Here is a 21,735-nt window from a genome sequence, read left to right as displayed (position 1 = left end):
AGAAATAAGGAGGCCAGTCAGCCTCCTTATTTTCATTCTGGTATTGATACAATAAAAATCCTATACCATTCTGGCTTTACATTCTTAAAGTCGTTTTTTAGTTCACCGAACGATTCAAATAAGGATAATGAACATGACTCAAGCTCAATCCCCGTCTCCAGATGTGCAGGAAATGGTTGCACAATCAGATACAGGAGCACGTAACCCCAAAGGGTTTGCAGGGCGGTTACTGTGGGTAATTCCTGTTTGCTGGTCCTTGTTTCAGTTATGGTACGCATCACCGCTGCCATTTATTTTTGATTTTGGGGTGCTCAATGACACCCAGGCCCGCTCTATTCACCTGATGTTCGCAATTTTTCTTGCCTTCACTGCTTATCCGGCAATGAAAAACTCACCGCGGGATTATATTCCCCTGACAGACTGGGTACTCGCTCTGGCTGGCGGATTTTCAGCTGCATATATTTACCTGTTTTATCATGAACTGGCTGGTCGCTCAGGTGCACCAACAACACTCGATATTGTTGTTGCTGTCACGGGTATGCTCTTGTTATTAGAAGCAACCCGGCGGGCATTAGGTCCACCATTAATGATAGTCGCTGCAGTATTTCTGGCTTATACATTCGGCGGCCCATACATGCCGGAAGTAATTGCTCACAAAGGCGCAAGCCTGAACAAAGCTATGTCTCATCTGTGGTTGACCACTGAAGGCGTGTTCGGTGTTGCGCTTGGCGTCTCTACCTCATTTGTGTTTTTGTTTGTCCTTTTTGGTGCCATGCTGGAAAGAGCTGGTGCTGGCGCTTACTTTATCCGCGTTGCATTTTCATTGCTGGGTCATATGCGGGGCGGTCCGGCAAAAGCGGCGGTGGTCGCATCCGGTTTATCCGGGCTCGTTTCAGGTTCATCTATTGCCAACGTTGTCACAACCGGCACGTTTACCATTCCGTTAATGAAACGGGTTGGTTTTCCCGGAACCAAAGCCGGTGCAGTGGAAGTTGCCGCATCAACTAATGGTCAGCTTACACCGCCAATTATGGGCGCTGCTGCATTTTTGATGGTCGAATATGTGGGCATTTCCTATGTTGAAGTGATCAAAGCGGCTTTGCTGCCAGCCCTGATTTCTTACATTGCTTTGATCTATATCGTTCACCTGGAAGCTTGCAAAGCTGGCATGACAGGCTTACCAAGAAAAAGAACCTCTACTTTATTACAAAGCCTGACCTCATTTGTGGGCACAATTCTGGGCTTATGCTTATTAAGCGCAGCGGTTTACTATGGGATTGGCTGGACAAAAGATGTATTTGGCGAAGCAGCAACCCCAATCCTGTCTGTTCTTTTATTGCTGGCATACACAGGACTGGTCAAAATATCATCCGGATACGCTGACAGAAATACTGACCTTGATCAGGATATCAGTGAGATTCCGGATCCAGGTCCGACAGTGAAATCTGGTTTACATTTCCTGCTGCCCATCGTGGTTCTGGTCTGGTGCCTGACCGTTGAGCGTTTCTCACCGGGGTTATCGGCTTTTTGGGCAACTGTGTTTATGATCTTTATTTTGCTGACTCAAAGACCATTAATTGCAGTGATGACAAAGACCGGAGATGTTAAACAGCAAATCAAAGCAGGCGTGGTTGAACTGTTTGAAAGCCTGGCTTCCGGTGCCCGGAACATGATCGGCATCGGTGTCGCCACAGCAGCAGCGGGAACCGTTGTCGGTGTTGTCACCCTGACTGGTATCGGGCTGGTAATGACGGATTTCGTTGAATTTATTTCTGGTGGCAGCGTCATCATGATGCTGGTTTTTACTGCTGTTATCAGTCTGGTGCTGGGCATGGGCCTGCCAACTACCGCAAACTATATCGTTGTATCGACACTGATGGCTCCGGTCATTGTCACCCTGGGTGCACAGCATGGGCTGATTATCCCGCTGATTGCCGTTCACTTATTCGTGTTCTATTTCGGTATTCTTGCAGATGATACCCCACCCGTCGGGCTGGCTGCTTTTGCTGCGGCTGCCATCGCGAAATCAGATCCAATACGAACCGGTATTCAAGGCTTTACCTACGATATCCGGACCGCAATTCTGCCATTCATGTTTGTATTTAATACCCAGTTACTGCTCATGGGCATCGATACATGGTGGCATCTGATGCTAACGATATTTTCTGCAATCACAGCCATGTTACTGTTCTCTGCTGCGACACAAGGCTGGTGGTTTACGAAAAACAAATGGTGGGAAACTGCTCTGCTGCTGGTGTTAACATTTACATTCTTCCGGCCTGGATTTTGGTGGGATATGGTTTATCCGGAGAAAGAGTTTTACCCCGGAACGACAATCAGTAAGCATGTGATGGATCTTCATCCCGGAGAGAAAATCTCACTCATCGTTTCAGGAGAAACGCTCGATGGCGATCAGATCACGAAAACGGTGCAGTTACCTTTCGATCAGGACACAAAAACAGCGGATGAGAGGATTCAGTCTATGGGACTCACGCTGACAGCCAAAGAGAATGGCATGTATGTCGACATGATTGAATTTGGCAGTCCTGCTGAATCGGCAGGTATCGACTTTGACTGGGAAATCAGGTCTGTCATCACTGATACTGACCGGCCAATGAAAGAATGGGTCTTTATCCCGGCAATCTTTATTACCCTGCTATTGGGATGGAACCAAAAACGACGGGAAAAACGACCAAAATAGCGTGTTTAATCAATGTGCCCGGCAAATAGTCGGGCCTATAATGATAACGAATTATTGCTAGTGAGGTCATATAAATGTACAAACACATACTTGTACCTGTTGATTTAAATGAAAAAGGCTTTGCTGATAAAGCCGTTGAAATGGCCGTCTGGCACGCCCGGCAAGCACATGCTGAGATTCATTTACTCAACGTTTTGCCGGGTATTCATATGTCGATGGTTTCAACTTATTTTCCCAAAGATGCAGCAAAACAGATGAAAGCGGATGTTAAAGCTCAGTTGAAGTCTTTTGCTGATACACATATAGATGATGACATTGTTTACCATCTTCATATCGCAGAGGGGAAACCATATGTCACCATTCTGGATTTTGCAGAAAAGCTGGGGACAGACCTGATCATTATGCCAAGCCATAAACGCTCAAAAATAGATAAAGTTGTGTTAGGCTCAGTTGCCAGTAAAGTTGTACAAAACTCTCCGATTCATGTACTTGTCGTCAAACCTCAGGAATAGTTGACGCTCAGTTTAACCCTCCCGGAAGTCTCTGCACTCCAACTCAGGTATTGCAGAGACAATTTCCAGCTCACCACATTCCAGATCACAACCAACGCAACCAACGCAACCAACGCAACCAACGCAACCAACGCAACCAACAAAGACTAAACCGGGAAATGAGTCACATGCAAACTGTTACTCAAACCAATCCTGCAGGTCTCTGTCTGCCCGTCAAGCTCAACAGTCAACAGGTATAAGTCATTTTCATCCGGTTGCTGCGGGTCATAATACCGGGGGGCTTCAACCTGAAAAAGTGCACTGGCGCAATGGGTTCTTACATCAAGTGGAATATGATAAATCATCCCGTCAAATTTAACCGAAGCAGACAAGAGTCCGGGTTTCAGAATATCAAAATGCAGATGAACCAATAATTCACACCCACCACCATGGTGCCATATCTGCTCTGTCGCTAACCGTGTAAGTCTGGCATGACGCATACATTGTAAATAAGGTTCCTGCCAGATCCCCATCCTCGAATCAATTTTTTCCTGCTGATTTTTTCCCAGATAGCAAACAGGAGAAAGCGCCTCAGATGCATCGATCAACCAGTCATCATCGGGTTCAAGAAATAATATTTCAAATCTGTTCCTGCCGGGCTTCAGCATTGGCCGGATGTCTTTTCTGTAGCATATCGATGATGAATCACAATCAAAGAGCGCTACGCCATTCAGTCTGACCTCTGCATGGTATTCGATGCCGGATATAATCAAATCTATTGCTGCATATCCAAGCAGCACATCATCAACTTCAATATCGTGCATTAAATGCCACTCCTGAGCGATAATATCAGACTCAGACAGTGTCTCAGGTAACACGGAACTCAGTGCTGCCGGAAAACAAATATCATCTTGTGGTATTGAAAGATCAGAAAGAGGAGAAAGTTGCCAAAGGCCTGACAGGGAATATTTCATGCAACATAACTTGTTTTAGATCAATTTTTTGCATTATATACATAATTCTGGTCAGTGTGCAGGCCTCTGTATATAAAAAACCAGCGGATACTGAGTAACCACTGGTTTTTTATATGATTCGGTTTTAAGCCTCTTCGTCGTCATCTTCATCCGGATAAATGGCATCTTCACCTTCATAGTAAGTGCCCCATCCATCGTAGATGATGTCATATTTTTCTGCCAGACGAATTAGCTTCTCTGCCTGTTCATCGATGACTTTAGGGTCCAGTGCAGACTCCATGGTTGCATCACAACAATAAAGCAGCTGACCGTCTTCATCTTCCGCTTCCTCAGCTTCCAGAACTTCAAATCCCATTTTGAAAGCTTCAACGACTGCCTTCTCCAGCTGCTCAAAATCCTCAGCAAACAGATGATGCTCGATTTCATAGCGTGCATCAGGCTCACTTCCATCGTCAAGCAAAGCCTGAATAATCCCCCGTGTTTCTTCCTGCTGCAATTCAATCAATGCTTCTACCGACAGGTATTCATCTTCCTGAGACATAAGATACTCCAGTTATTTTCAATCTATCCGCCTGCTATCCCATACAACCGGAAGGTATATACAGATTGACCCAAACGACCTGAAGATATACGACACAGGGTGTTTGGGCATTATGTATTTAATCGGTTCCGCCAACGGTTAATGCATCTAACTTCAGCGTTGGCTGTCCAACCCCAACCGGAAGACTCTGCCCGGACTTACCGCAGACGCCAACACCGCGATCGATTTGTAAATCATTACCAACCATGGAAACTTGCTGCATCGCTTCAATACCTGAACCGATCAATGTCGCCCCTTTGATTGGCCGGGTAATTTTACCTTTTTCAATCAAATAAGCTTCAGAAGCTGAAAAGACAAACTTACCCGAAGTAATGTCCACCTGACCACCACCAAAGTTTGGCGCATAAACCCCTTTTTCAACAGTGGCGATGATCTCTTCCGGTGAATGCTCACCCGGCAGCATATAGGTATTTGTCATTCTGGGCATAGGCAGGTGCGCATATGACTCCCGCCGTCCGTTTCCTGTCGGAGACACATTCATTAAGCGTGCGTTCAGCTTATCCTGCATGTATCCTTTCAGCTGTCCATTTTCAATCAAAACATTATATTGTCCGGGCACACCTTCATCATCAATGTTTAAAGAGCCTCTTAAATCTTTTAAGGTGCCATCATCGACAATCGTACATAGTTTTGATGTAACCTGCTGGCCCATTTTCCCGGAAAAAACAGAGGAACCTTTGCGGTTAAAATCCCCTTCCAAACCATGTCCGACCGCTTCATGAAGCAAAACACCAGGCCAGCCAGCACCCAGAACAACAGGCATTGTTCCTGCCGGTGCATCGATAGCATCCAGATTCACCATGGCCTGCCGGATAGCTTCATCTGCGTACTGGTATGCGATTTTGCTTCCGGATTCATCTGACAGAAAATAGTCATATCCAAACCTTCCACCACCACCAGAGCTGCCACGTTCACGCCGATCGCCCCTTTGAGCCAGTACACTAATCGATAAACGCACCAGTGGACGAACGTCTCCGGCATAAGTTCCATCAGTGGCTGCGACAAGTATTTGTTCATAGACACCAGTCAGACTAATACTCACTTCCTGCACTAATGGCTCTTTTGTCCGGATATAAGCATCTAATTCTTTTAACAACGCCGTTTTTTGCTCTTTTTCCCAACTGTTTAACGGATTGACATCACCATAAGCGGCCGGATGATCTTGACGGGAGAATGCGGCTTGCTGACCATTTTTCCCTTGTCTGGCAATACCCCGGGCTGCATTGGCACTCTGAGATAATGCTTCTGTAGTCAGTTGATCTGAATAAGCAAAACCGGTTTTCTCTCCGGCTACAGCCCGGACACCCACTCCCCGGTCGATATTAAAAGAGCCATCTTTGATCAAACCATCTTCCAAAACTAACGATTCATGCCAGCTGGACTGGAAATAAATATCTGCATAATCAATTTGTCTTGTCATCATTTCTGATAACGTCTGCTCCAGATGCTGTTCTGTCAATCCGGTGGGATGAAGCAAAGCATCCTCTATATGCTTAATGGTCATAATTCGCTCTTTTTTGGTAAAAAATGATTTTCAAATCTTGAATGTGTAACAACCGGCATCGATGTCCTTACTTCATTCAATAAGCCAAGATCAATTTGGGTAACGAAACTTTCAGGCGCTTGATCTGAGCCCGCGACAATATTTCCCCATGGATCAATGACCATCGAGTGGCCCCAGGTTTCGCGGCCTCCGGGGTGAATGCCACCTTGATTGACAGCAACAATCCAGCATTGTGTCTCAATAGCTCTGGCCCGAAGCAGTACCTCCCAGTGAGCCCGCCCGGTAACCGCAGTAAAAGCAGCCGGGACCAAAATTATCTGTGCACCTGCATGACGTAGTGCAGAGTATAAATGGGGAAAACGAACATCATAACAAATTGATAACCCAAGCTCACCAAATGGTGTTGAAACCACCCGAATCTGATCTCCGGGATGAAATATTTCAGACTCCCGGTAGCGACGATGACTGTCTTCAACATCCACATCAAACATATGTAGTTTATCGTAAGATGCAGCTAATTCACCACAGTCGTTATAAACGAGCATAGTGGTAGTCACACCATGCTGAGTCCGGACAGGAAAGCTGCCAACCACCAGCCAAACCGAGTATTGACGCGCAATATCCGACAATGATTTCTGAACTGGTCCCTGATTTAGATACTCTGCATGCGTATGATAATCTTGTTTTGTACCAAACACGATTGCATTTTCAGGTGTCACAATCCACTGAGCTCCCTGAGATACCAAGGATGAAACCTGCGATTCAATCAATGAAATATTGATCTCTGGCTGAGGAACGGATGTCATCTGAATCAAACCAACACAACTCATTTGGTGGCCTCCTGTTTCTTTGCTTTACTCCGGAACTTCTCCGGTAATTTAAATTCTCCTTTACGCCTGGAGATTTCTTTCACAACAGGGTTATCGATCGGCCCTTTCACTGAGTAATCAACCTCAGTAAAGACTTCAACAACAGGAGAAATCACCGTTGTAATCGCCAAAACATATAATGCAGTTTGCGGCGTAACAGCAAACGCACTCAAAACCGGAATACCAGAGGTAATATCAGGAACAAAATGGACTTCTGCATCAATCATCCGGGTATTCAAATCCACAATACCTTTAATCTGCATATCGCCAGCAACAGCATCCATTGAGATATTATTCGTGACAAAAACGCCCTGAGAAATGGTTCCTTTGCCTTCAATGGAATCAAATGCCATTCCCTGATCAAACACATCACTAAAGTCCAGCTGCATTTTACGAATAATGGAATCAAGACTGAAAATACCCAGTAAACGAGCCGCACCACTCACATCTGATACAGTTCCTTTGCCTAATTCAGAGCTGATTTCTCCTTTCAGGGTATTCAGCTGCATCGACCATGGAGCGCCTTCCCACTCGGCCTGACTTGTCATCGAAAATGGTGCTTTCTGAATACCTGAAGTAATCCCAAACCGCTCCATCAGATCACTATTGTTCTCGCCTTTCAGAGTCAAGTCCAGTTTGGTATGACTCTTGTTCCCGTCCAGCAACCACTCTCCCGTCGCATGAACCTCGTTCGTTCCGCTGGTAATATCAATTTTCTTCCACGACAACACTTTTCCCTGTCGTTGAAAGTCCATATTTAAATGGCCAACTTTATAACCCTGAAACCAAAAGTCATCGATCACCAATGTCAGATTTGGCATCAACTGATGAAAGCGACGATCAAAACGGGTGATTTCTGAGGCGTTTTTCCTGCTCTCATCAATAAACAAGGACTCATCTGTTCTGTCTTCTAAAGCAGGAATATACAGATGCAGTTGATCGAGTGATACACTCAGATCATAGGGTTCAATATAATTCGCTTTTCCTGTCGCCTCCTGACTGGATAAATCCATCCGCCATCCCAGGCCTTTTCTTCGGGCAAGAAACTCAACATCATGCCATTCCAGAGTAGCCAGTGTCAGCTCCTTCACCTTCCAGTCCACATGATCAGGCACCGGAATGTCGGGCATCGCAGAAGATGATGCAGGCGGGTTATCAGCAGAAGTTTTTTCAGAAGACGGTCTCTCAGAAGCAGGTTTTTCAGCTGAGGTTAGTTCAAGCCATTGATCAAAATTGAAACGATCTGTGCGGACCAAAACTGAATTGCCAACAACCGGGCTCACTTTAAAGCTGCCGTTACCAATCAGCCAGTAGGTCGCATCCAGTACAGGTTTCGCTTGGGTTATATCAATTTCAGTCTGAAACTTCCCACCGGGGACCTGAACACGCGCACTGATAGTTTCCTGATTTCCGGAAACCTGCAGAATAGCCTTTCCTGCCTTACCTGCCGGTTTATTTAAAGGATATGGATATTGACTTGAAACAGCTTTCAGGTCTGCATCCAAATTCATCTGATAAGAGAATCCGATATCATGGAGCTGGAGGTCAATTCCCATCCCCCACAAAGACTGACCTTTAAGTGGCTGAATCCACTTCTTCTCAAGATACTTTTCCAGTGGGCGAACCTGCCACAGCCCGCCGGTATTGATGTGAACGTTATAACCCTTTTTACCACTCTCACCATTAAAATCTAATGCGATCTTCTGTCCCAGAAGCTTTCCGCGCAACTTTGGTGCTTTCAGGACATCATTATCAAAGTAAATACGCCCGGAAACCGATTGTAAATCAATTGAAGGAGACTGAATTTCAACACGATTATTTTTTAAATCGGCCCATCCCCATGCTCTCTCATCATGATGACTTTCAAACGGAATTTTCAGCTTAAATTCAGATTGAACATTTCCTCTCACCTGAACAGCCGTCAGCGCAGCACCAACCGTGTCCACTAATGGTGTCGATGTCATAAAATCCCGGACATCATTCCCTTTTGCCTGCGCCTTCACCTCAATATCAATATGTCCGTCACTAACCAGACGGGGAATTCTGCCTGTGACATGCTGCGCTTTTACATTCATCAGCTCTGCATGTTCAGACGCCAGAGACATTGACTCATTCTGGAACAGAATATCTGCCTGAAGATTAGTTAAAGGAGGCCATGCCGTGTCATAGCTGAAACGGGCATTTTTTAAAGAAACGGCCGCCTGAAATACACCATTATGATGTGCATAAGGAAAAGCGTCCAGAGCACCATACCAGAGTAATTTTGATGTTTTGGCCTGCCCGGCCTGAAATGCGGCAGACAGATAATCAGTCAAATTATCGCTGATCGCGCGGATCGGTAAATAGCGCCATACTTCTCCGGCTTTGACCAGGTCAACTTCAGTGTAAAATGACAAAAACGGACTTTTCCCTTCCGGAAAATCCAGTTTAAATGCACCAAGTACCTTTAAATCCGGTGTTTCTACCGCAACCTTATCCGACCACAAAGACCATCCGTCATGACCAGACTCCCAGACTAAATTCACATGCCCCTGATGAATACGCAGCGGTGCCTGAAAAACATCACCATATGGCAATTTTTCATCAATCAAATCCGCCGAAATCACGGCTTTATGGCTGTTACCGGAAATCCTTGCCTGCAAATGATGTGCTTCCGGCAACAAATACCACTGAGAGATTGCACCATCAGTCAATTGTGCAGAATAGCGAATGTCTGAGGGGGTACCGGCAATACGGATATCATTCAGTTGCCCCTGCGGGTTCAGGCTATGCAGTATTTTTTTGACCTGAGCAGAGACAGGAAGCTGCCTGGCAAACCGGGTCATAGCGCCAATATCCAGTCGCGGCAAATTAATTTTCCAGCCAGAAGGCTGCCACTCCAGCAAAAAGCTAAGCGCGGGCCATTGCTGTTTATCATAGGCAATTCGTATATTTTCTGCCTGAACAACAACGCCTTTTTTATCAGGAACTAATTTAAAAACACCGCTGCCAAACTGAAGCTGGTCATCCTGATCTTCTGATAACCGAATTGTTGAGGGATGTAGCTGAACATAGCCATCGACTGGCTGATTATGCTTTAAAGTCAGCCATGCATTGAAGCTCAGCTGCCCGCCTTTAATTCCGGTCTCTTTTTTAGAATACTGAGTAATCCAGGACCCGATTTCTATATTGTCTGAGCTCAGATAAAACTGACCTGAAATATCCCTGAAAGAATCAAAATCTCTGAAATCAGCACTGACGGAGAGAGAGTTGATGCCTGTGTTTGCAATACTGACTATTCCACGGGCCTGATGACGATGATCGTCATTACGCCATTTCAAACGTTCAATATTTAACTGCCGGACTTCACCGGAAATCGCCCGGTATCGAATTGCAGAGTCAAGAACAGAAAAATCATCAAGCTGCCGTAAAAATACATTATCAAGTAACCGGATAGTTTCGCGCTGGGAGTCATTATTATGCGTCCCGGCCGGAGCAAGCTCTTCATCATCATAGAGAGCCATTAAATCAACTGACGATATATCCAGACGCAAATTATGAATTTTCAGATTAGCGATAACCGGCTGCCACTGGAGCAGTGACTTTAACAAGTCAAATTCAAGATCAATACTGTCAACATGAAGCGATATATCTGAACCATCGGGCAGATGTGCCTTTACTCCCTGAAGAGACAAAGACGGACTGGTATTTTTCCACGTTCCCCCAACTTCATCGACTGACGTCTCAATCCCTGTTTGGTGCTCGATCCATTCAGTAATTGAAGCCTGGTACTGATTCATGTGTGGCAGCACAACCCGGAGTGCCGTTATCACCAAAGCCAGTAAAACTAAAGTGCTAATCAGCAACCACAGTAGATATTGTACAACATGGGAAATAACGATACGCACAATGTCCAACGCTCCCCGAACTACATCATCACAACATCAAATTGTTCCTGAACATACAAAGGTTCAGTTTGAATCCTGACTTGCTTACCAATAAAGACTTCCAGTTCAGCTAAAGCATGAGATTCATCACCCTGTAAGGTTTCGGCAACAGCAGGAGAAGCATAAACCACAAACTTATCTGAGTCATAAGCCCGGTTGACCCGGGTAATTTCTCTGAGGATTTCAAAACAGACGGTCTCAACAGTTTTCACATAACCACGACCTTCACAGGCCGGACATATAGAACAAAGCACATGTTCAATACTTTCACGGGTCCGTTTTCGGGTCATTTCGACCAAACCAAGCTGAGTAAAGCCATTCACATTCGTTTTGACCCGGTCAGAAGCTAACGCCATTTCCAGTGAAGCCAGCACACGTTGACGATGCTCATCTGAAGACATATCAATGAAATCAATGATAATAATCCCCCCAAGGTTTCTTAACCTGAGCTGACGGGCAATCGCCTGTGTCGCTTCAATATTGGTGTTAAAAATAGTGTCTTCCAGATTTCTTCTGCCAACAAAAGCGCCGGTATTAATATCAATCGTCGTCATCGCTTCGGTTTGATCGATAATCAGATAACCACCTGATTTAAGGTTAACTTTCCGATCCAGAGAACGCTGAATTTCGTTCTCAATATCGTACATATCGAAAATCGGCTTATCACCTTCATAGAGAGCCAGCTTATCAAAAAGCTCCGGAACATATTCAGAAGTAAAATCTTTTAAATTTTCATACTCAAGACGGGAATCAACTAATACTTTGGTCAGATCGGCTCCAACAAAATCTCTTAAAATGCGCTGAGATAATCCCGGTTCCCCGTACAATTTGGTTCGTGTCTTATATCTTGACCGACGCTCAAGAACTTTAGACCACAAACGCTTGAGGAATGCTGCATCCTGAGAAAGCTCTTTTTCATCGGCACTTTCGGCTGCAGTCCGGATGATAAATCCACCCAGCTCATCACAATAATGAGAAACGATGTCTTTCAGACGCTCCCGTTCTTTCTCGCTCTCAATTCTCTGGGAAACACCGACATGACTGGCTCCCGGCATAAAAACCAAATACCGCGAAGGCAAAGTAATATCGGTCGTCAGACGAGCGCCTTTGGTCCCCAAAGGATCTTTGACCACCTGAACAACAATATCCTGTCCCTGCCGGACTAATTCTGAAATATCACGAACCTGAAACTGTTGTTTTTCATTTTCTGCAACACACTCGGTGTGCGGCACGATATCCGATGCGTGTAAAAATGCGGCTTTATCAAGTCCGATGTCGATAAATGCGGCCTGCATTCCAGGTAAAATCCGGCTGACTTTACCTTTATAGATATTCCCTACAATCCCACGCTTCGCATCACGCTCAATGTGGATTTCCTGCAGGATACCATCTTCTATCATCGCCACACGCGTTTCACTTGGCGTTACATTTAACAACAACTCAGCACTCATGAGCGCCCCTTCATTATTCTAATCGGATAAAAACTGATGCAAAAGCAGGTCTGCTTCATATAAAGGTAACCCAACCACTGCGTGATAACTTCCTTCAATTCTGGTTACAAATTTTCCACCAATTCCCTGAATCCCATAACTGCCGGCTTTGTCGCATGGTTCTCCGGATAACCAGTACTGCTCAATGTCCTGTTCAGATAAATCTTTGAACCAGACTTTCGTTTTTACAAGCATGGTTTCCGAATGATGTGAATTCATCACAGTTATCGCTGTCATCACTTCATGGCAGCTTCCGGATAACAATCGCAGCATTTGATGTGAATGGGCAAAATTATCTGGTTTTTCCAGAATTTCTTTTCCGGCTGTAACCACAATGGTATCGGCCCCCAGGATAACAGCTTGAGGCAGCTTTGTTTGTTTCAGACAAGCATCCGCTTTTTCAACCGACAGGCGCGAAACATAAGCCTCGGGCGATTCATGTTCTTTTCTTTTTTCTTCAATATCAGAAACAAGGATTTCAAACTGATAGCCCAGTTGAGTCAATAATTCTTTTCGTCTTGGAGAGGCTGATGCAAGAAAGAGTTGTGATGTTGTCATTTGATATTCCAGTAGCGTCTCACCCTGCGGAGTAATAAAAACATCCAGGGCCATAAAACACAGCTGATAACCCCACTCCATAGCGATAAGGGATTGAATTCAACCATCCGGACCATAAACTCTCCGGCAAAAATGAGTAAATCCAGGAATATCGTCAGCAGCCCCATCACCACGGCCTGCTGCCACAATGCCATATTCCTGAGTATCAAAAAGTTCATTGCAACCAGATACACAACAACAGACATCATCATGCCACGGATTCCCAGTGTCGAACCTAAAATCAAATCCCAAAGTAATCCGAGAATCAGAGCCGTACCGACATTCACCCGGTGAGGCAATGCCAGTACCCAATAACAAACAATCAGTAAAATCCATGACGGACGAAGAAGATCCAAAGTACCGGGCCAGGGGATTGTCTGTAAAATCAGAGCACAAAGAAAAGAGGCCCAAATCACCAGATGGCCACGAAAAACACTAGTCCCCATGCTTTTCCCCTTTACCAAATTGTTCAGGAGAGGATAACCTTGCTTTTTGCTGCCTTTCCTCGTTTGGCCATACCAACAACAAATAACGTAACCGATCAAATTCCACAACCGGTACAGCCTCAATCACAGCAAATTCTCTGCGGGTATCCCGATCAACTCTTGTCACCCTTGCAACCGGATATCCTTCGGGATAAACACCACCCAGACCAGAAGAAGCCAACAAGTCCCCTTCTTCAATATCGGTACTTCCCGGAATATGTTCTAGTTGAATATATTCTGACTGACCATTTCCAGACGCAATAACGCGGATATCATTTCTTAAATCCTGGACCGGAATCGCACTGTTGGCATCAATTAGCAGTAAGACCCGACTGTTATGCGCAGCAACAAATGTGACCTGGCCAACGACACCTTTCTCATTAATCACTGGCTGGCCTTCATAAACACCGTCGATTTTACCTTTATCAATCACAACCTGATGTGTATATGGAGAGGTATCAACAGCCATCACCTCCGTGACCATTTTTTTCTCGTCCCGGACAAAGGATGATCCCAACAGTTTCCTGAGCCTCTGATTCTCCTCCTCATACTGATTCAGTAAGACTAAATCACTCTTCAGAGTCAGAACGTCTTTTTTCAACTGCCGGTTGACTTCCAGCAAGTTCTGATAACTATTCAAACGTTCATAAAGCCCATCAAATACAACCCGGGGTAAATTCGCTGCATACTGTATCGGAGCGACGACACTGTTCAGCACATAACGCACCTGAGAAAAGGCATTTAAACGGTTATCAGCCAGCATGAGGCTGGCTGATAATACAACTGCAAAAAATAAGCGAAGTGAAAGAGACGGCCCGCGCCCAAAAATTGGCTTCATGCTGCACATCCTGTTTTGTGTTGAATCTTCATTACTTCAGACTCGACACTATTCTTCACTGAATAAATCACCGCCATGCATATCAATCATTTCCAGTGCTTTTCCGCCACCCCGTGCAACACAAGTCAAAGGGTCATCAGCAACAACAACCGGAATACCTGTTTCCTCAGTTAGCAAGCGGTCCAAATCTTTTAACAGTGCACCACCACCGGTCAGTACCATACCATTTTCTGAAATATCAGAAGCCAGTTCAGGAGGACACTGCTCAAGTGCAATCATCACGGCTGAAACAATACCGGTTAAAGGCTCCTGCAACGCTTCCAGAATTTCATTTGAATTGAGTGTAAAACTACGAGGTACACCCTCAGCCAGATTCCGTCCGCGAACTTCGATTTCACGCACATCATCTCCTGGATAAGCCGTTCCAATTTCATGTTTAATTTTTTCAGCCGTGGCTTCACCAATTAAACTCCCGTAATTTCTGCGTACATAATTAATAATCGCTTCGTCAAAGCGGTCACCACCAATACGTACTGAAGATGAATAGACCACGCCATTCAAAGAAATCACAGCAACTTCCGTTGTACCGCCACCGATGTCAACAACCATCGACCCGGTTGGTTCTGAAACCCGCAGGCCAGCGCCAATCGCAGCAGCCATAGGTTCATCAATCAGATAAACTTCCCGGGCACCAGCACCTTCTGCTGATTCTTTAATCGCACGTCGCTCAACCTGAGTTGAGCCACACGGAACACAGATTAAGACCCTGGGACTGGGTTTAAGAAAACTGTTGTCATGTACCTGTTTGATGAATGTCTGCAACATTTTTTCCGTCACATAAAAATCAGCAATGACACCGTCTTTCATCGGGCGAATGGCTGAAATATTGCCCGGCGTACGTCCAAGCATCTGTTTCGCTGCATGACCGACGGCAGCTACACTGCGACCACCACGGCCTTTATCCTGGCGAATGGCGACAACGGATGGTTCATCAAGAACAATGCCCTGTCCCTTTACATAAATAAGCGTGTTCGCTGTACCTAAATCGATGGATAGGTCGTTTGAAAACATACCACGAAGTTTCTTAAACATATTCTTCGTTCGTCCTGCAAGAAAATTGAAGATGGAAATTCCACTAAATGTACCAATGCCTTGCAATATCAGCAAGGTATTGGAGCGTAAAGATGGACAGAAACGTGTAATTTCTAACATATTTCTTACTCATCCCCCAAGTTTGGCACTTTTTTATCATCCTGGGGGAATGAGTTGAATACTATTTACTCACTTGTGATGAGCAACTGAGCTGGTTTTCCAGCGTTTCCTTTTGCCGGGTTTTACCTTGATGTCAGGTTGAGGCGGAGGTATCAACTGCTTTTCCTGAGCAAACAAGCGCCCCTGAGCACCATGAATCCCTAAAGATTTTAAAATTTCCCATTCCTCTTCCGACTCAACACCAACAGCAATCACCTTTGTTTCACTGCCCCGGCAAACCCCAAGCATACTTCGCACAAAGAGCTGATTTTCGTGCCGGTGCTCAACTTTTTTCACCAGGCTCCGGTGCAACTTCAGATAATCAACTTTCAGGTCTTTAATGTAATGAGTACTTACTATCATTCTGCCAGCTTCACTGACGATGACCTTACATCCAAAACCAGAAATCATTCTGATCACAGGCCGCATATAGTCCAGATGCCTGACCAGCTGACTTTCATTAAACTCAAAACATAAACGGGCGCGCTGTTTTTGCGTTAAGCCGAGCAGTAAATAGCGGAACCACTTGAAGTAACGTTGATTCGAAAAGGGAATGACATACAAATTAATTGAGTAAACTTGTGAGTCATCTTTTTGTCGGGCCAGATAACGGACCATACACTGACAAACCAAGCGATCTAATACAGATTCAAAGCCAATATTAACAATAGCTGAACTAAAGCGGGAAAATTTAATGTAACGACCATTTTCAGGAATACGGACAAAAATCTCTTTATGGATAGAGCGGGGCTGTCCGGTGTTTTCTGTCAGATAACAATCCTGCGCAAACAAATGTATTTTATCCGGGTTCAAATACTTTTCAAATAATGTTCTCCAACGGACATTACTGAGTTCATTATCATCGGATTTATCTTTATGAAAACTACTCCAGGCATTCACTTCTTCTAAACGTGCAGATTTTACCGCGATTTCTGCTTCATCAAGAATTCGTCCTCTCCGGTCACCTTCACTGTACATACTGATCCCCATATGACACCAATTACTTTTATCCATTGGTGCCGGAGGCACAATTTTATTGATCGCTTTAAGACATTGAACAGCAACAGACGACACCTCTTTCGGCCCCTGATGAGGAATCAGCACAACAAAAACAGATTCGTAATACCGTGACAAGATTCCATCCGGGTAACGTTGAATAATGTTGGAAATACATTCACCGACATTTACAATCAAGGCGTCAACATCTGTTTTGTCATTTTCTTCTGTCGCTTCATCCAGATCCTCAATACAGATCATCAAAAGTCCACCACTTGCTCCTCCTTCGAGCAAAGATGATTCCAGTTTATTATCAAAGAGAACTCTGTTTGCCGTACCGGTGAGTTGATCTAAAAAAGTCTGAGTACGGATAAAAGTATCAAAACGACTTCTTTCCTGACGTGCATCCCTTAACTCTTCAATTAACCGATCTAAAGCTTCACTGACCGTATATGGCCACTCCCTTGAGTCACCTTTTGCGAAACGTTCCACCTGACCGGCTAATATCATTCTGCCGCGCTCTTCCAGTAATTCAGATCCCAGTAACTGGGCCTGAAGCCATCTGACTCCCCGAATCAGACAAAAAATAATTAATACGATCGCAAGAGTTGTCGACCACATCGCACTAAATGAGTATGTAAAACCAACATAAGGCGGAAGGATTTTAAAATGAAGTGTATAGCCCTGATTGCGCTTCAGCGGGAGATCGATTAGATAAAATCGTTCCTCATCAATATATTGCTGTTTAGTACTTTGAAAGTGATATAGCGTGCCGGCCTTTGAATTCAATTTCATTTCGACGATATTACTGGCCTGTAGCAGCTTGGGAAGCCAATGCTTCATTGCCTCAGTTGAATCTGCCGTTTCCATTTCCTGATCAATCACATCAACAATGCCATTCAGGTAATGGTTCAGATACTGGCGTCCCAGTTGCTGGAAAGATAAACTTCCTCCAACAAACAAAATAAACATCGCACAGGTCACGATCATTGTAACAAAAGCAACCAAACGCGTACTCAGTTTGATTGTTGGTGTGTATCTCATGAATAGCAAATTCCTTTTATATTCACCCGATTCCTTTTGGCACGATACTTTTTCAACCGGAAAAGTATCGTATCATGATATAAAAATAGCTGCCGGAACAGCAGCTATTAAAATCACATAGATCACATATTACCTGTGATTATAATCCAGGACACCTGATACATCTCGGGAAGCTTCCGGATATTTTCAATTCTCTGATTGAGCCTGAAGGATTTCCTGCCGGGTACTCAACCACTGTAACCACTCATCCATCCCTTCACCCGTTGTCGCAGAGAGCTGAATAATCTGAATATTGGGGTTAATCCTCCTGGCATGATCAATACATGCATCCAAATCAAAATTAACGTATGGCAACAGATCAATTTTATTAATGATCATAAGTTGAGAGGCAGCAAACATATTCGGATACTTCAGTGGCTTATCAGCGCCCTCAGTGACAGACAGGATCGTCACCTTGAAATGTTCTCCTAAATCAAAACTCGCAGGACAAACCAGATTTCCGACATTTTCAATAAACAAAATACCGGATTCTTTCATCTCCAGCTCATGATATGCCTGATGAATCATATCTGCATCCAGATGACAGCCTTTTCCTGTGTTCACCTGAATCGCGGGAATATCTGTTGCCCGGATACGATCCGCATCCTGACTGGTTTGCTGATCACCTTCAATAACCGCACAATGACAGCTGGATTTTAGCCGGTTTAGTGTATCGACCAGCAAAGTCGTTTTCCCTGAACCGGGGCTCGACATCAGATTCAGAACAAGTTGATGATGCTGTGTAAAATGACTCCTGTTATGTTCAGCAATATGATTATTATGCCCCAGAATATCTTGCTCCAGAGTCAGGAGCTGACGTTGTGACACCCCGGAAACATGGGTTTGGGCCGCACCCTGACCATAGTGAAGATCACCCTGTTGTGTTTTTTCTGGTTCATGATGGTGGTGATGGCCTGAGGATGGGGATGAACTTTCCTTTTGCTCAACACCATGATAATGCACATGATGGTGAACATCACCATGGTGGTAATAGTGATGATGTACGCTCGCTTGTTGTGGCTGAGCGTGATGGTGAACAGGCTCATGATGAGCGTGATGATGGTGATCATGATCGTGATGATCATGTGCTTCAATATGGCTATCACCGCAGCCGCAAACACTACACATTTTTATTCTGCCTCTATACTCTTAATTTTTAATTCTTCGCCGGTCTCAATCCTGAGCTGCTCACTATTACAATATGGGCAGCTTGAAAGGTAGGAATGAATCTCCGTTTTTTTCTGGCATTGATGACACCATGCTGTTGCCGGAATCATATCAAGTTGCACTCTGGCACTTTCAGCTATGGTTTCTCTGCTGGCAAATTCAATACCGACTCTCAGCGCTTCCGGCTCAATACACGATAATGAACCAATCCCCAGAGTCATCGCTGTAACTTTACGGAAATGATGTTTCTTTGCCTGTTCCACGACAATATCAACCGTTCTCAGGCTAATAGATAGCTCATGCATATTTCGTATACCTCAACAAATTCTGGGCAATAACTCTCCCGCCGGAAAATCCAGATAACGACGGCTTCCCCATGGCGAGTGGAGCACTGGTCTGTTTGTTGTGCCGGCTGAAACCTGTCCGATCAAGGCCGCCTCAGAATGAAACTGCTGCAACACATCAAGTGCCTTCTGTGCATGTCGCTCCGGAACCGCTAAAACAAAGCTTCCTTCATTTGCCAGGTCATAGGGTTCAAAACCAAATAATTCACACAAACCACGAACACTATCATCGACGGGAATTGCAGATTCTTCTAATGCCATTTGAATCCCGGAGGTCTGACACCACTCATTCAATACAGCAGCAAGCCCCCCACGGGTCGCATCACGCATGGCATGTAATTCGACCTGCTGTTTCAGTAATTCCTCAACGACTGGCCATAGCACAGCACAATCACTCTCAATGGGTTGTTCTAAACGCAAAGATTCTCTGGCTGCAAGGATACAGGCGCCGTGACGACCAATATCCCGCGAGACTAAAATTACATCTCCGGGTTTGATCTGATGTGCAGAAATGTTTTCGCGTAAAATTTCCCCTACACCTGTCGTATTGATGAATAATTTGTCTACAGCGCCTTTGGGAACAACTTTCGTATCACCACAGACAATCAGACTTCCTGTCTGATTCATCGTATCTGACATTGAAGCCACCACACTTTCCAGTTCACTCAATGCCATCCCTTCTTCAATCATAAAACTGCAGCTCAGATATTGCGGCTTTGCACCGACCATTGCCAGATCATTACATGTTCCGGCAACAGCCAGTGTGCCGATATTGCCGCCCGTAAAAAATAAAGGGGAAACCGTGAAACTGTCGGTTGTCATAGCCACCGGCCCCTGGAACGATAAAGTTGCTGCATCCTCATTACGGTTTAAAATGTCATTACCAAAGTATCTGAAAAACAAATGTTGGATCAGCTGGTTTGTTTCCAGGCCACCGCCACCATGACTGAGCTGAATAAAATTCTGATTATTCATAAATATTGATTTCCTCTAAACCACCATACCTGTAGTAGGCATTACATGCACCTTCAGAGCTGACCATACAGCTACCCATCGGCCGGTCAGGCCGACATGCCTTGCCGAATACTTTACAGTCCTCCGGACCCGCCAGTCCTCTCAGGATATCTCCACAACGGCAAACCTTATGATCCGGAATTTCCTTGGTTGGCAAAACAGGCCCAAAAATAACTTCTGCATCTCTGCCGGAAAAATCAGCACCCAGTCTGAGCGCAGAATCCGGAATCGTGCCTAACCCCCGCCAGTTAAAAGATTCCCGCACCTCAAACACATCGTCAGTTAACCGCTTTGCAGCAAGGTTTCCATATGATGAGACGGCCCGGGTATACTGGTTTTCTAATTCGGAACGACCGTCAGCCACCTGCCTCACCAGCATCAAAACAGATTCGAGTACATCCGCAGGTTCAAAGCCAGAAACAACGACCGGTGTATTATATTGGTCAACGATGGGCTGATAGATTGATGATCCGGTAATCACACTCACATGAGATGGGCCAATAAAAGCGTTCACCAAAGATTGCTCAGTATTCATCACAGCATGCATTGCCGGGGGCACAAGTACATGGTTAATATGAAAATATAAATTATTAATCTGCTGTTTTTCTGCCAGTTGAACTAAAACGGCTGTCATTGGTGTGGTGGTTTCAAACCCTATCGCAAAATAGACAACCTGCATGTCGGGATTTTCTCTTGCGATAGTCAGTGCATCCATCGGGTCATAAATCGCTTCTACCGAACCACCACGTGCTCTGCATTGCCCCAATGATTCCCGTGAACCAGGCACCCGAATCATATCGCCAAGAGTCACGACAATCACACCTTCATGCATCGCCAGTGTTGTTGCATGGTCAATACGCTCTTTCGGCATAATACAGACCGGACACCCCGGACCATGAATAAAATTCAGATGCTCCGGCAGTAAAGACTTTAGCCCATACTTCATGATGGTGTGGGTATGACCGCCACACACTTCCATCATATACAGTGGCTGCGTCAGCTTTTCCGCTTGTCGCTTAATCTCTTCAGCCAGCGTTTTTACCGCTCTTGGTGCACGAAAGTCCTGATATAATTTTTTAGATTTATTCAACATCACTCATTAACCAATCCATGCTTGTTCCGGATCGATTTCGTCCATTAATTTCTGATACGTCTCGAGACTTTTTCTTGCTTCTTCCTGATCGATTTTGCTAATTGCAAAGCCAACATGAATTAACAGGTGTTCACCAACATGAACAGGCTCAGCAATAAGATGAGTACTTACTTCTTTCACAACTCCCATAGTTTCTACTAAAGCAGTTTGTGTGTCTGGCCTGACCTCAATAACACAGGAAGGAATGCATAAACACATAATTTCTCTCTCAAATCATTAGGGTCTGTTGACCCTGGCTGTAATAAGTCGGC

19 protein-coding genes are annotated in these 21,735 nt (G+C 44.9%); 2 read left to right on the top strand and 17 right to left on the bottom strand.

Annotated features, from left to right (window positions below; genetic code table 11):
• Nucleotides 1-133: 133 nt before the first annotated feature.
• Entirely contained in the window at nt 134-2,701 is a 2,568-nt protein-coding gene (locus tag OCV29_RS02520) for a TRAP transporter permease (RefSeq protein ID WP_073603543.1), read from the top strand.
• Nucleotides 2,702-2,775: 74 nt separating this feature from the next.
• Nucleotides 2,776-3,213: a universal stress protein gene (locus OCV29_RS02515; RefSeq protein WP_073603544.1), complete on the top strand. Its 438-nt coding sequence runs from the start codon at nt 2,776-2,778 to the stop codon at nt 3,211-3,213.
• Here OCV29_RS02515 and OCV29_RS02510 read toward each other — a convergent pair.
• The 17 genes from OCV29_RS02510 to OCV29_RS02430 form a co-directional block, all read right to left on the bottom strand.
• Nucleotides 3,204-3,356, bottom strand: coding sequence for a hypothetical protein (locus tag OCV29_RS02510; RefSeq protein ID WP_261887362.1), 153 nt, complete (start codon nt 3,354-3,356; stop codon nt 3,204-3,206). The genes OCV29_RS02515 and OCV29_RS02510 overlap by 10 nt on opposite strands.
• A gap of 3 nt (nt 3,357-3,359) precedes the next feature.
• The gene (locus OCV29_RS02505; RefSeq protein ID WP_073603545.1) at nt 3,360-4,166 is read right to left on the bottom strand and encodes a glycosyl hydrolase 2 galactose-binding domain-containing protein; all 807 of its coding nucleotides are present in this window, start codon (nt 4,164-4,166) and stop codon (nt 3,360-3,362) included.
• 124 nt (nt 4,167-4,290) lie between these two features.
• Entirely contained in the window at nt 4,291-4,707 is a 417-nt protein-coding gene (rraB, locus tag OCV29_RS02500; RefSeq protein ID WP_073603546.1) for a ribonuclease E inhibitor RraB, read from the bottom strand.
• Between the two features lie 118 nt (nt 4,708-4,825).
• Nucleotides 4,826-6,271, bottom strand: coding sequence for a metalloprotease TldD (gene tldD, locus OCV29_RS02495; RefSeq protein WP_073603547.1), 1,446 nt, complete (start codon nt 6,269-6,271; stop codon nt 4,826-4,828).
• Complete coding sequence (locus OCV29_RS02490) at nt 6,268-7,101, bottom strand: carbon-nitrogen hydrolase family protein (RefSeq protein ID WP_073603548.1); 834 nt, start codon at nt 7,099-7,101, stop codon at nt 6,268-6,270. The genes tldD and OCV29_RS02490 overlap by 4 nt, the downstream gene beginning before the upstream one ends.
• A complete protein-coding gene (locus tag OCV29_RS02485) occupies nt 7,098-11,027 on the bottom strand; it encodes a YhdP family protein (RefSeq protein WP_139281564.1) in 3,930 nt (1,309 codons plus the stop codon). Before OCV29_RS02485 ends, OCV29_RS02490 begins: the two co-directional genes overlap by 4 nt.
• Before the next feature lie 20 nt (nt 11,028-11,047).
• On the bottom strand, nt 11,048-12,517 hold the full coding sequence (rng, locus tag OCV29_RS02480) for a ribonuclease G (protein WP_073603549.1): 1,470 nt from the start codon (nt 12,515-12,517) through the stop codon (nt 11,048-11,050).
• Nucleotides 12,518-12,535: 18 nt separating this feature from the next.
• Complete coding sequence (locus tag OCV29_RS02475) at nt 12,536-13,114, bottom strand: Maf family protein (protein ID WP_073603550.1); 579 nt, start codon at nt 13,112-13,114, stop codon at nt 12,536-12,538.
• Nucleotides 13,111-13,599: a rod shape-determining protein MreD gene (mreD, locus tag OCV29_RS02470; protein WP_073603551.1), complete on the bottom strand. Its 489-nt coding sequence runs from the start codon at nt 13,597-13,599 to the stop codon at nt 13,111-13,113. The genes OCV29_RS02475 and mreD overlap by 4 nt, the downstream gene beginning before the upstream one ends.
• On the bottom strand, nt 13,589-14,476 hold the full coding sequence (gene mreC, locus OCV29_RS02465) for a rod shape-determining protein MreC (RefSeq protein ID WP_073603552.1): 888 nt from the start codon (nt 14,474-14,476) through the stop codon (nt 13,589-13,591). The genes mreD and mreC overlap by 11 nt, the downstream gene beginning before the upstream one ends.
• Nucleotides 14,477-14,524: 48 nt before the next feature.
• Entirely contained in the window at nt 14,525-15,568 is a 1,044-nt protein-coding gene (locus tag OCV29_RS02460; RefSeq protein WP_038185732.1) for a rod shape-determining protein, read from the bottom strand.
• 189 nt (nt 15,569-15,757) lie between these two features.
• Nucleotides 15,758-17,767 (bottom strand): RNase E specificity factor CsrD, encoded by a 2,010-nt coding sequence (gene csrD, locus OCV29_RS02455; RefSeq protein WP_073603553.1) that lies wholly within the window; start codon nt 17,765-17,767, stop codon nt 15,758-15,760.
• A gap of 186 nt (nt 17,768-17,953) precedes the next feature.
• A complete protein-coding gene (gene hypB / locus OCV29_RS02450) occupies nt 17,954-18,934 on the bottom strand; it encodes a hydrogenase nickel incorporation protein HypB (RefSeq protein WP_073603554.1) in 981 nt (326 codons plus the stop codon).
• Nucleotides 18,935-18,936: 2 nt separating this feature from the next.
• Complete coding sequence (hypA, locus tag OCV29_RS02445; protein ID WP_073603555.1) at nt 18,937-19,278, bottom strand: hydrogenase maturation nickel metallochaperone HypA; 342 nt, start codon at nt 19,276-19,278, stop codon at nt 18,937-18,939.
• A 12-nt stretch (nt 19,279-19,290) separates the two neighbouring features.
• Nucleotides 19,291-20,292 carry a hydrogenase expression/formation protein HypE gene (gene hypE / locus OCV29_RS02440; RefSeq protein WP_073603556.1) on the bottom strand — a complete coding sequence of 334 codons (1,002 nt, stop codon included), beginning with the start codon at nt 20,290-20,292 and terminating at the stop codon, nt 19,291-19,293.
• Nucleotides 20,285-21,424 carry a hydrogenase formation protein HypD gene (gene hypD, locus OCV29_RS02435; RefSeq protein ID WP_073603557.1) on the bottom strand — a complete coding sequence of 380 codons (1,140 nt, stop codon included), beginning with the start codon at nt 21,422-21,424 and terminating at the stop codon, nt 20,285-20,287. The genes hypE and hypD overlap by 8 nt, the downstream gene beginning before the upstream one ends.
• A 6-nt stretch (nt 21,425-21,430) precedes the next feature.
• Nucleotides 21,431-21,682, bottom strand: coding sequence for a HypC/HybG/HupF family hydrogenase formation chaperone (locus OCV29_RS02430; protein ID WP_073603558.1), 252 nt, complete (start codon nt 21,680-21,682; stop codon nt 21,431-21,433).
• Nucleotides 21,683-21,735 lie beyond the last annotated feature (53 nt).

Origin of the sequence: Vibrio aerogenes (assembly GCF_024346755.1) — a bacterium.
Classification (GTDB): domain Bacteria; phylum Pseudomonadota; class Gammaproteobacteria; order Enterobacterales; family Vibrionaceae; genus Vibrio; species Vibrio aerogenes.
The sequence above is the reverse complement of the archived record's forward strand: the minus strand, read 5'-3'. Positions and strand labels throughout refer to the sequence as shown.

Bases quoted from the DNA above. Each gene is read 5' to 3' on its own strand.
- hypA (WP_073603555.1), bottom strand. From the start codon at position 19,278: ATGCATGAGCTATCTATTAGCCTGAGAACGGTTGATATTGTCGTGGAA.
- mreC (WP_073603552.1), bottom strand. From the start codon at position 14,476: ATGAAGCCAATTTTTGGGCGCGGGCCGTCTCTTTCACTTCGCTTATTT.
- hypE (WP_073603556.1), bottom strand. From the start codon at position 20,292: ATGAATAATCAGAATTTTATTCAGCTCAGTCATGGTGGCGGTGGCCTG.
- OCV29_RS02515 (WP_073603544.1), top strand. From the start codon at position 2,776: ATGTACAAACACATACTTGTACCTGTTGATTTAAATGAAAAAGGCTTT.
- tldD (WP_073603547.1), bottom strand. From the start codon at position 6,271: ATGACCATTAAGCATATAGAGGATGCTTTGCTTCATCCCACCGGATTG.
- OCV29_RS02460 (WP_038185732.1), bottom strand. From the start codon at position 15,568: ATGTTTAAGAAACTTCGTGGTATGTTTTCAAACGACCTATCCATCGAT.
- mreD (WP_073603551.1), bottom strand. From the start codon at position 13,599: ATGGGGACTAGTGTTTTTCGTGGCCATCTGGTGATTTGGGCCTCTTTT.
- rng (WP_073603549.1), bottom strand. From the start codon at position 12,517: ATGAGTGCTGAGTTGTTGTTAAATGTAACGCCAAGTGAAACGCGTGTG.
- hypD (WP_073603557.1), bottom strand. From the start codon at position 21,424: ATGTTGAATAAATCTAAAAAATTATATCAGGACTTTCGTGCACCAAGA.
- rraB (WP_073603546.1), bottom strand. From the start codon at position 4,707: ATGTCTCAGGAAGATGAATACCTGTCGGTAGAAGCATTGATTGAATTG.
- hypB (WP_073603554.1), bottom strand. From the start codon at position 18,934: ATGTGTAGTGTTTGCGGCTGCGGTGATAGCCATATTGAAGCACATGAT.
- OCV29_RS02505 (WP_073603545.1), bottom strand. From the start codon at position 4,166: ATGAAATATTCCCTGTCAGGCCTTTGGCAACTTTCTCCTCTTTCTGAT.
- OCV29_RS02490 (WP_073603548.1), bottom strand. From the start codon at position 7,101: ATGAGTTGTGTTGGTTTGATTCAGATGACATCCGTTCCTCAGCCAGAG.
- OCV29_RS02475 (WP_073603550.1), bottom strand. From the start codon at position 13,114: ATGACAACATCACAACTCTTTCTTGCATCAGCCTCTCCAAGACGAAAA.
- csrD (WP_073603553.1), bottom strand. From the start codon at position 17,767: ATGAGATACACACCAACAATCAAACTGAGTACGCGTTTGGTTGCTTTT.
- OCV29_RS02430 (WP_073603558.1), bottom strand. From the start codon at position 21,682: ATGTGTTTATGCATTCCTTCCTGTGTTATTGAGGTCAGGCCAGACACA.
- OCV29_RS02520 (WP_073603543.1), top strand. From the start codon at position 134: ATGACTCAAGCTCAATCCCCGTCTCCAGATGTGCAGGAAATGGTTGCA.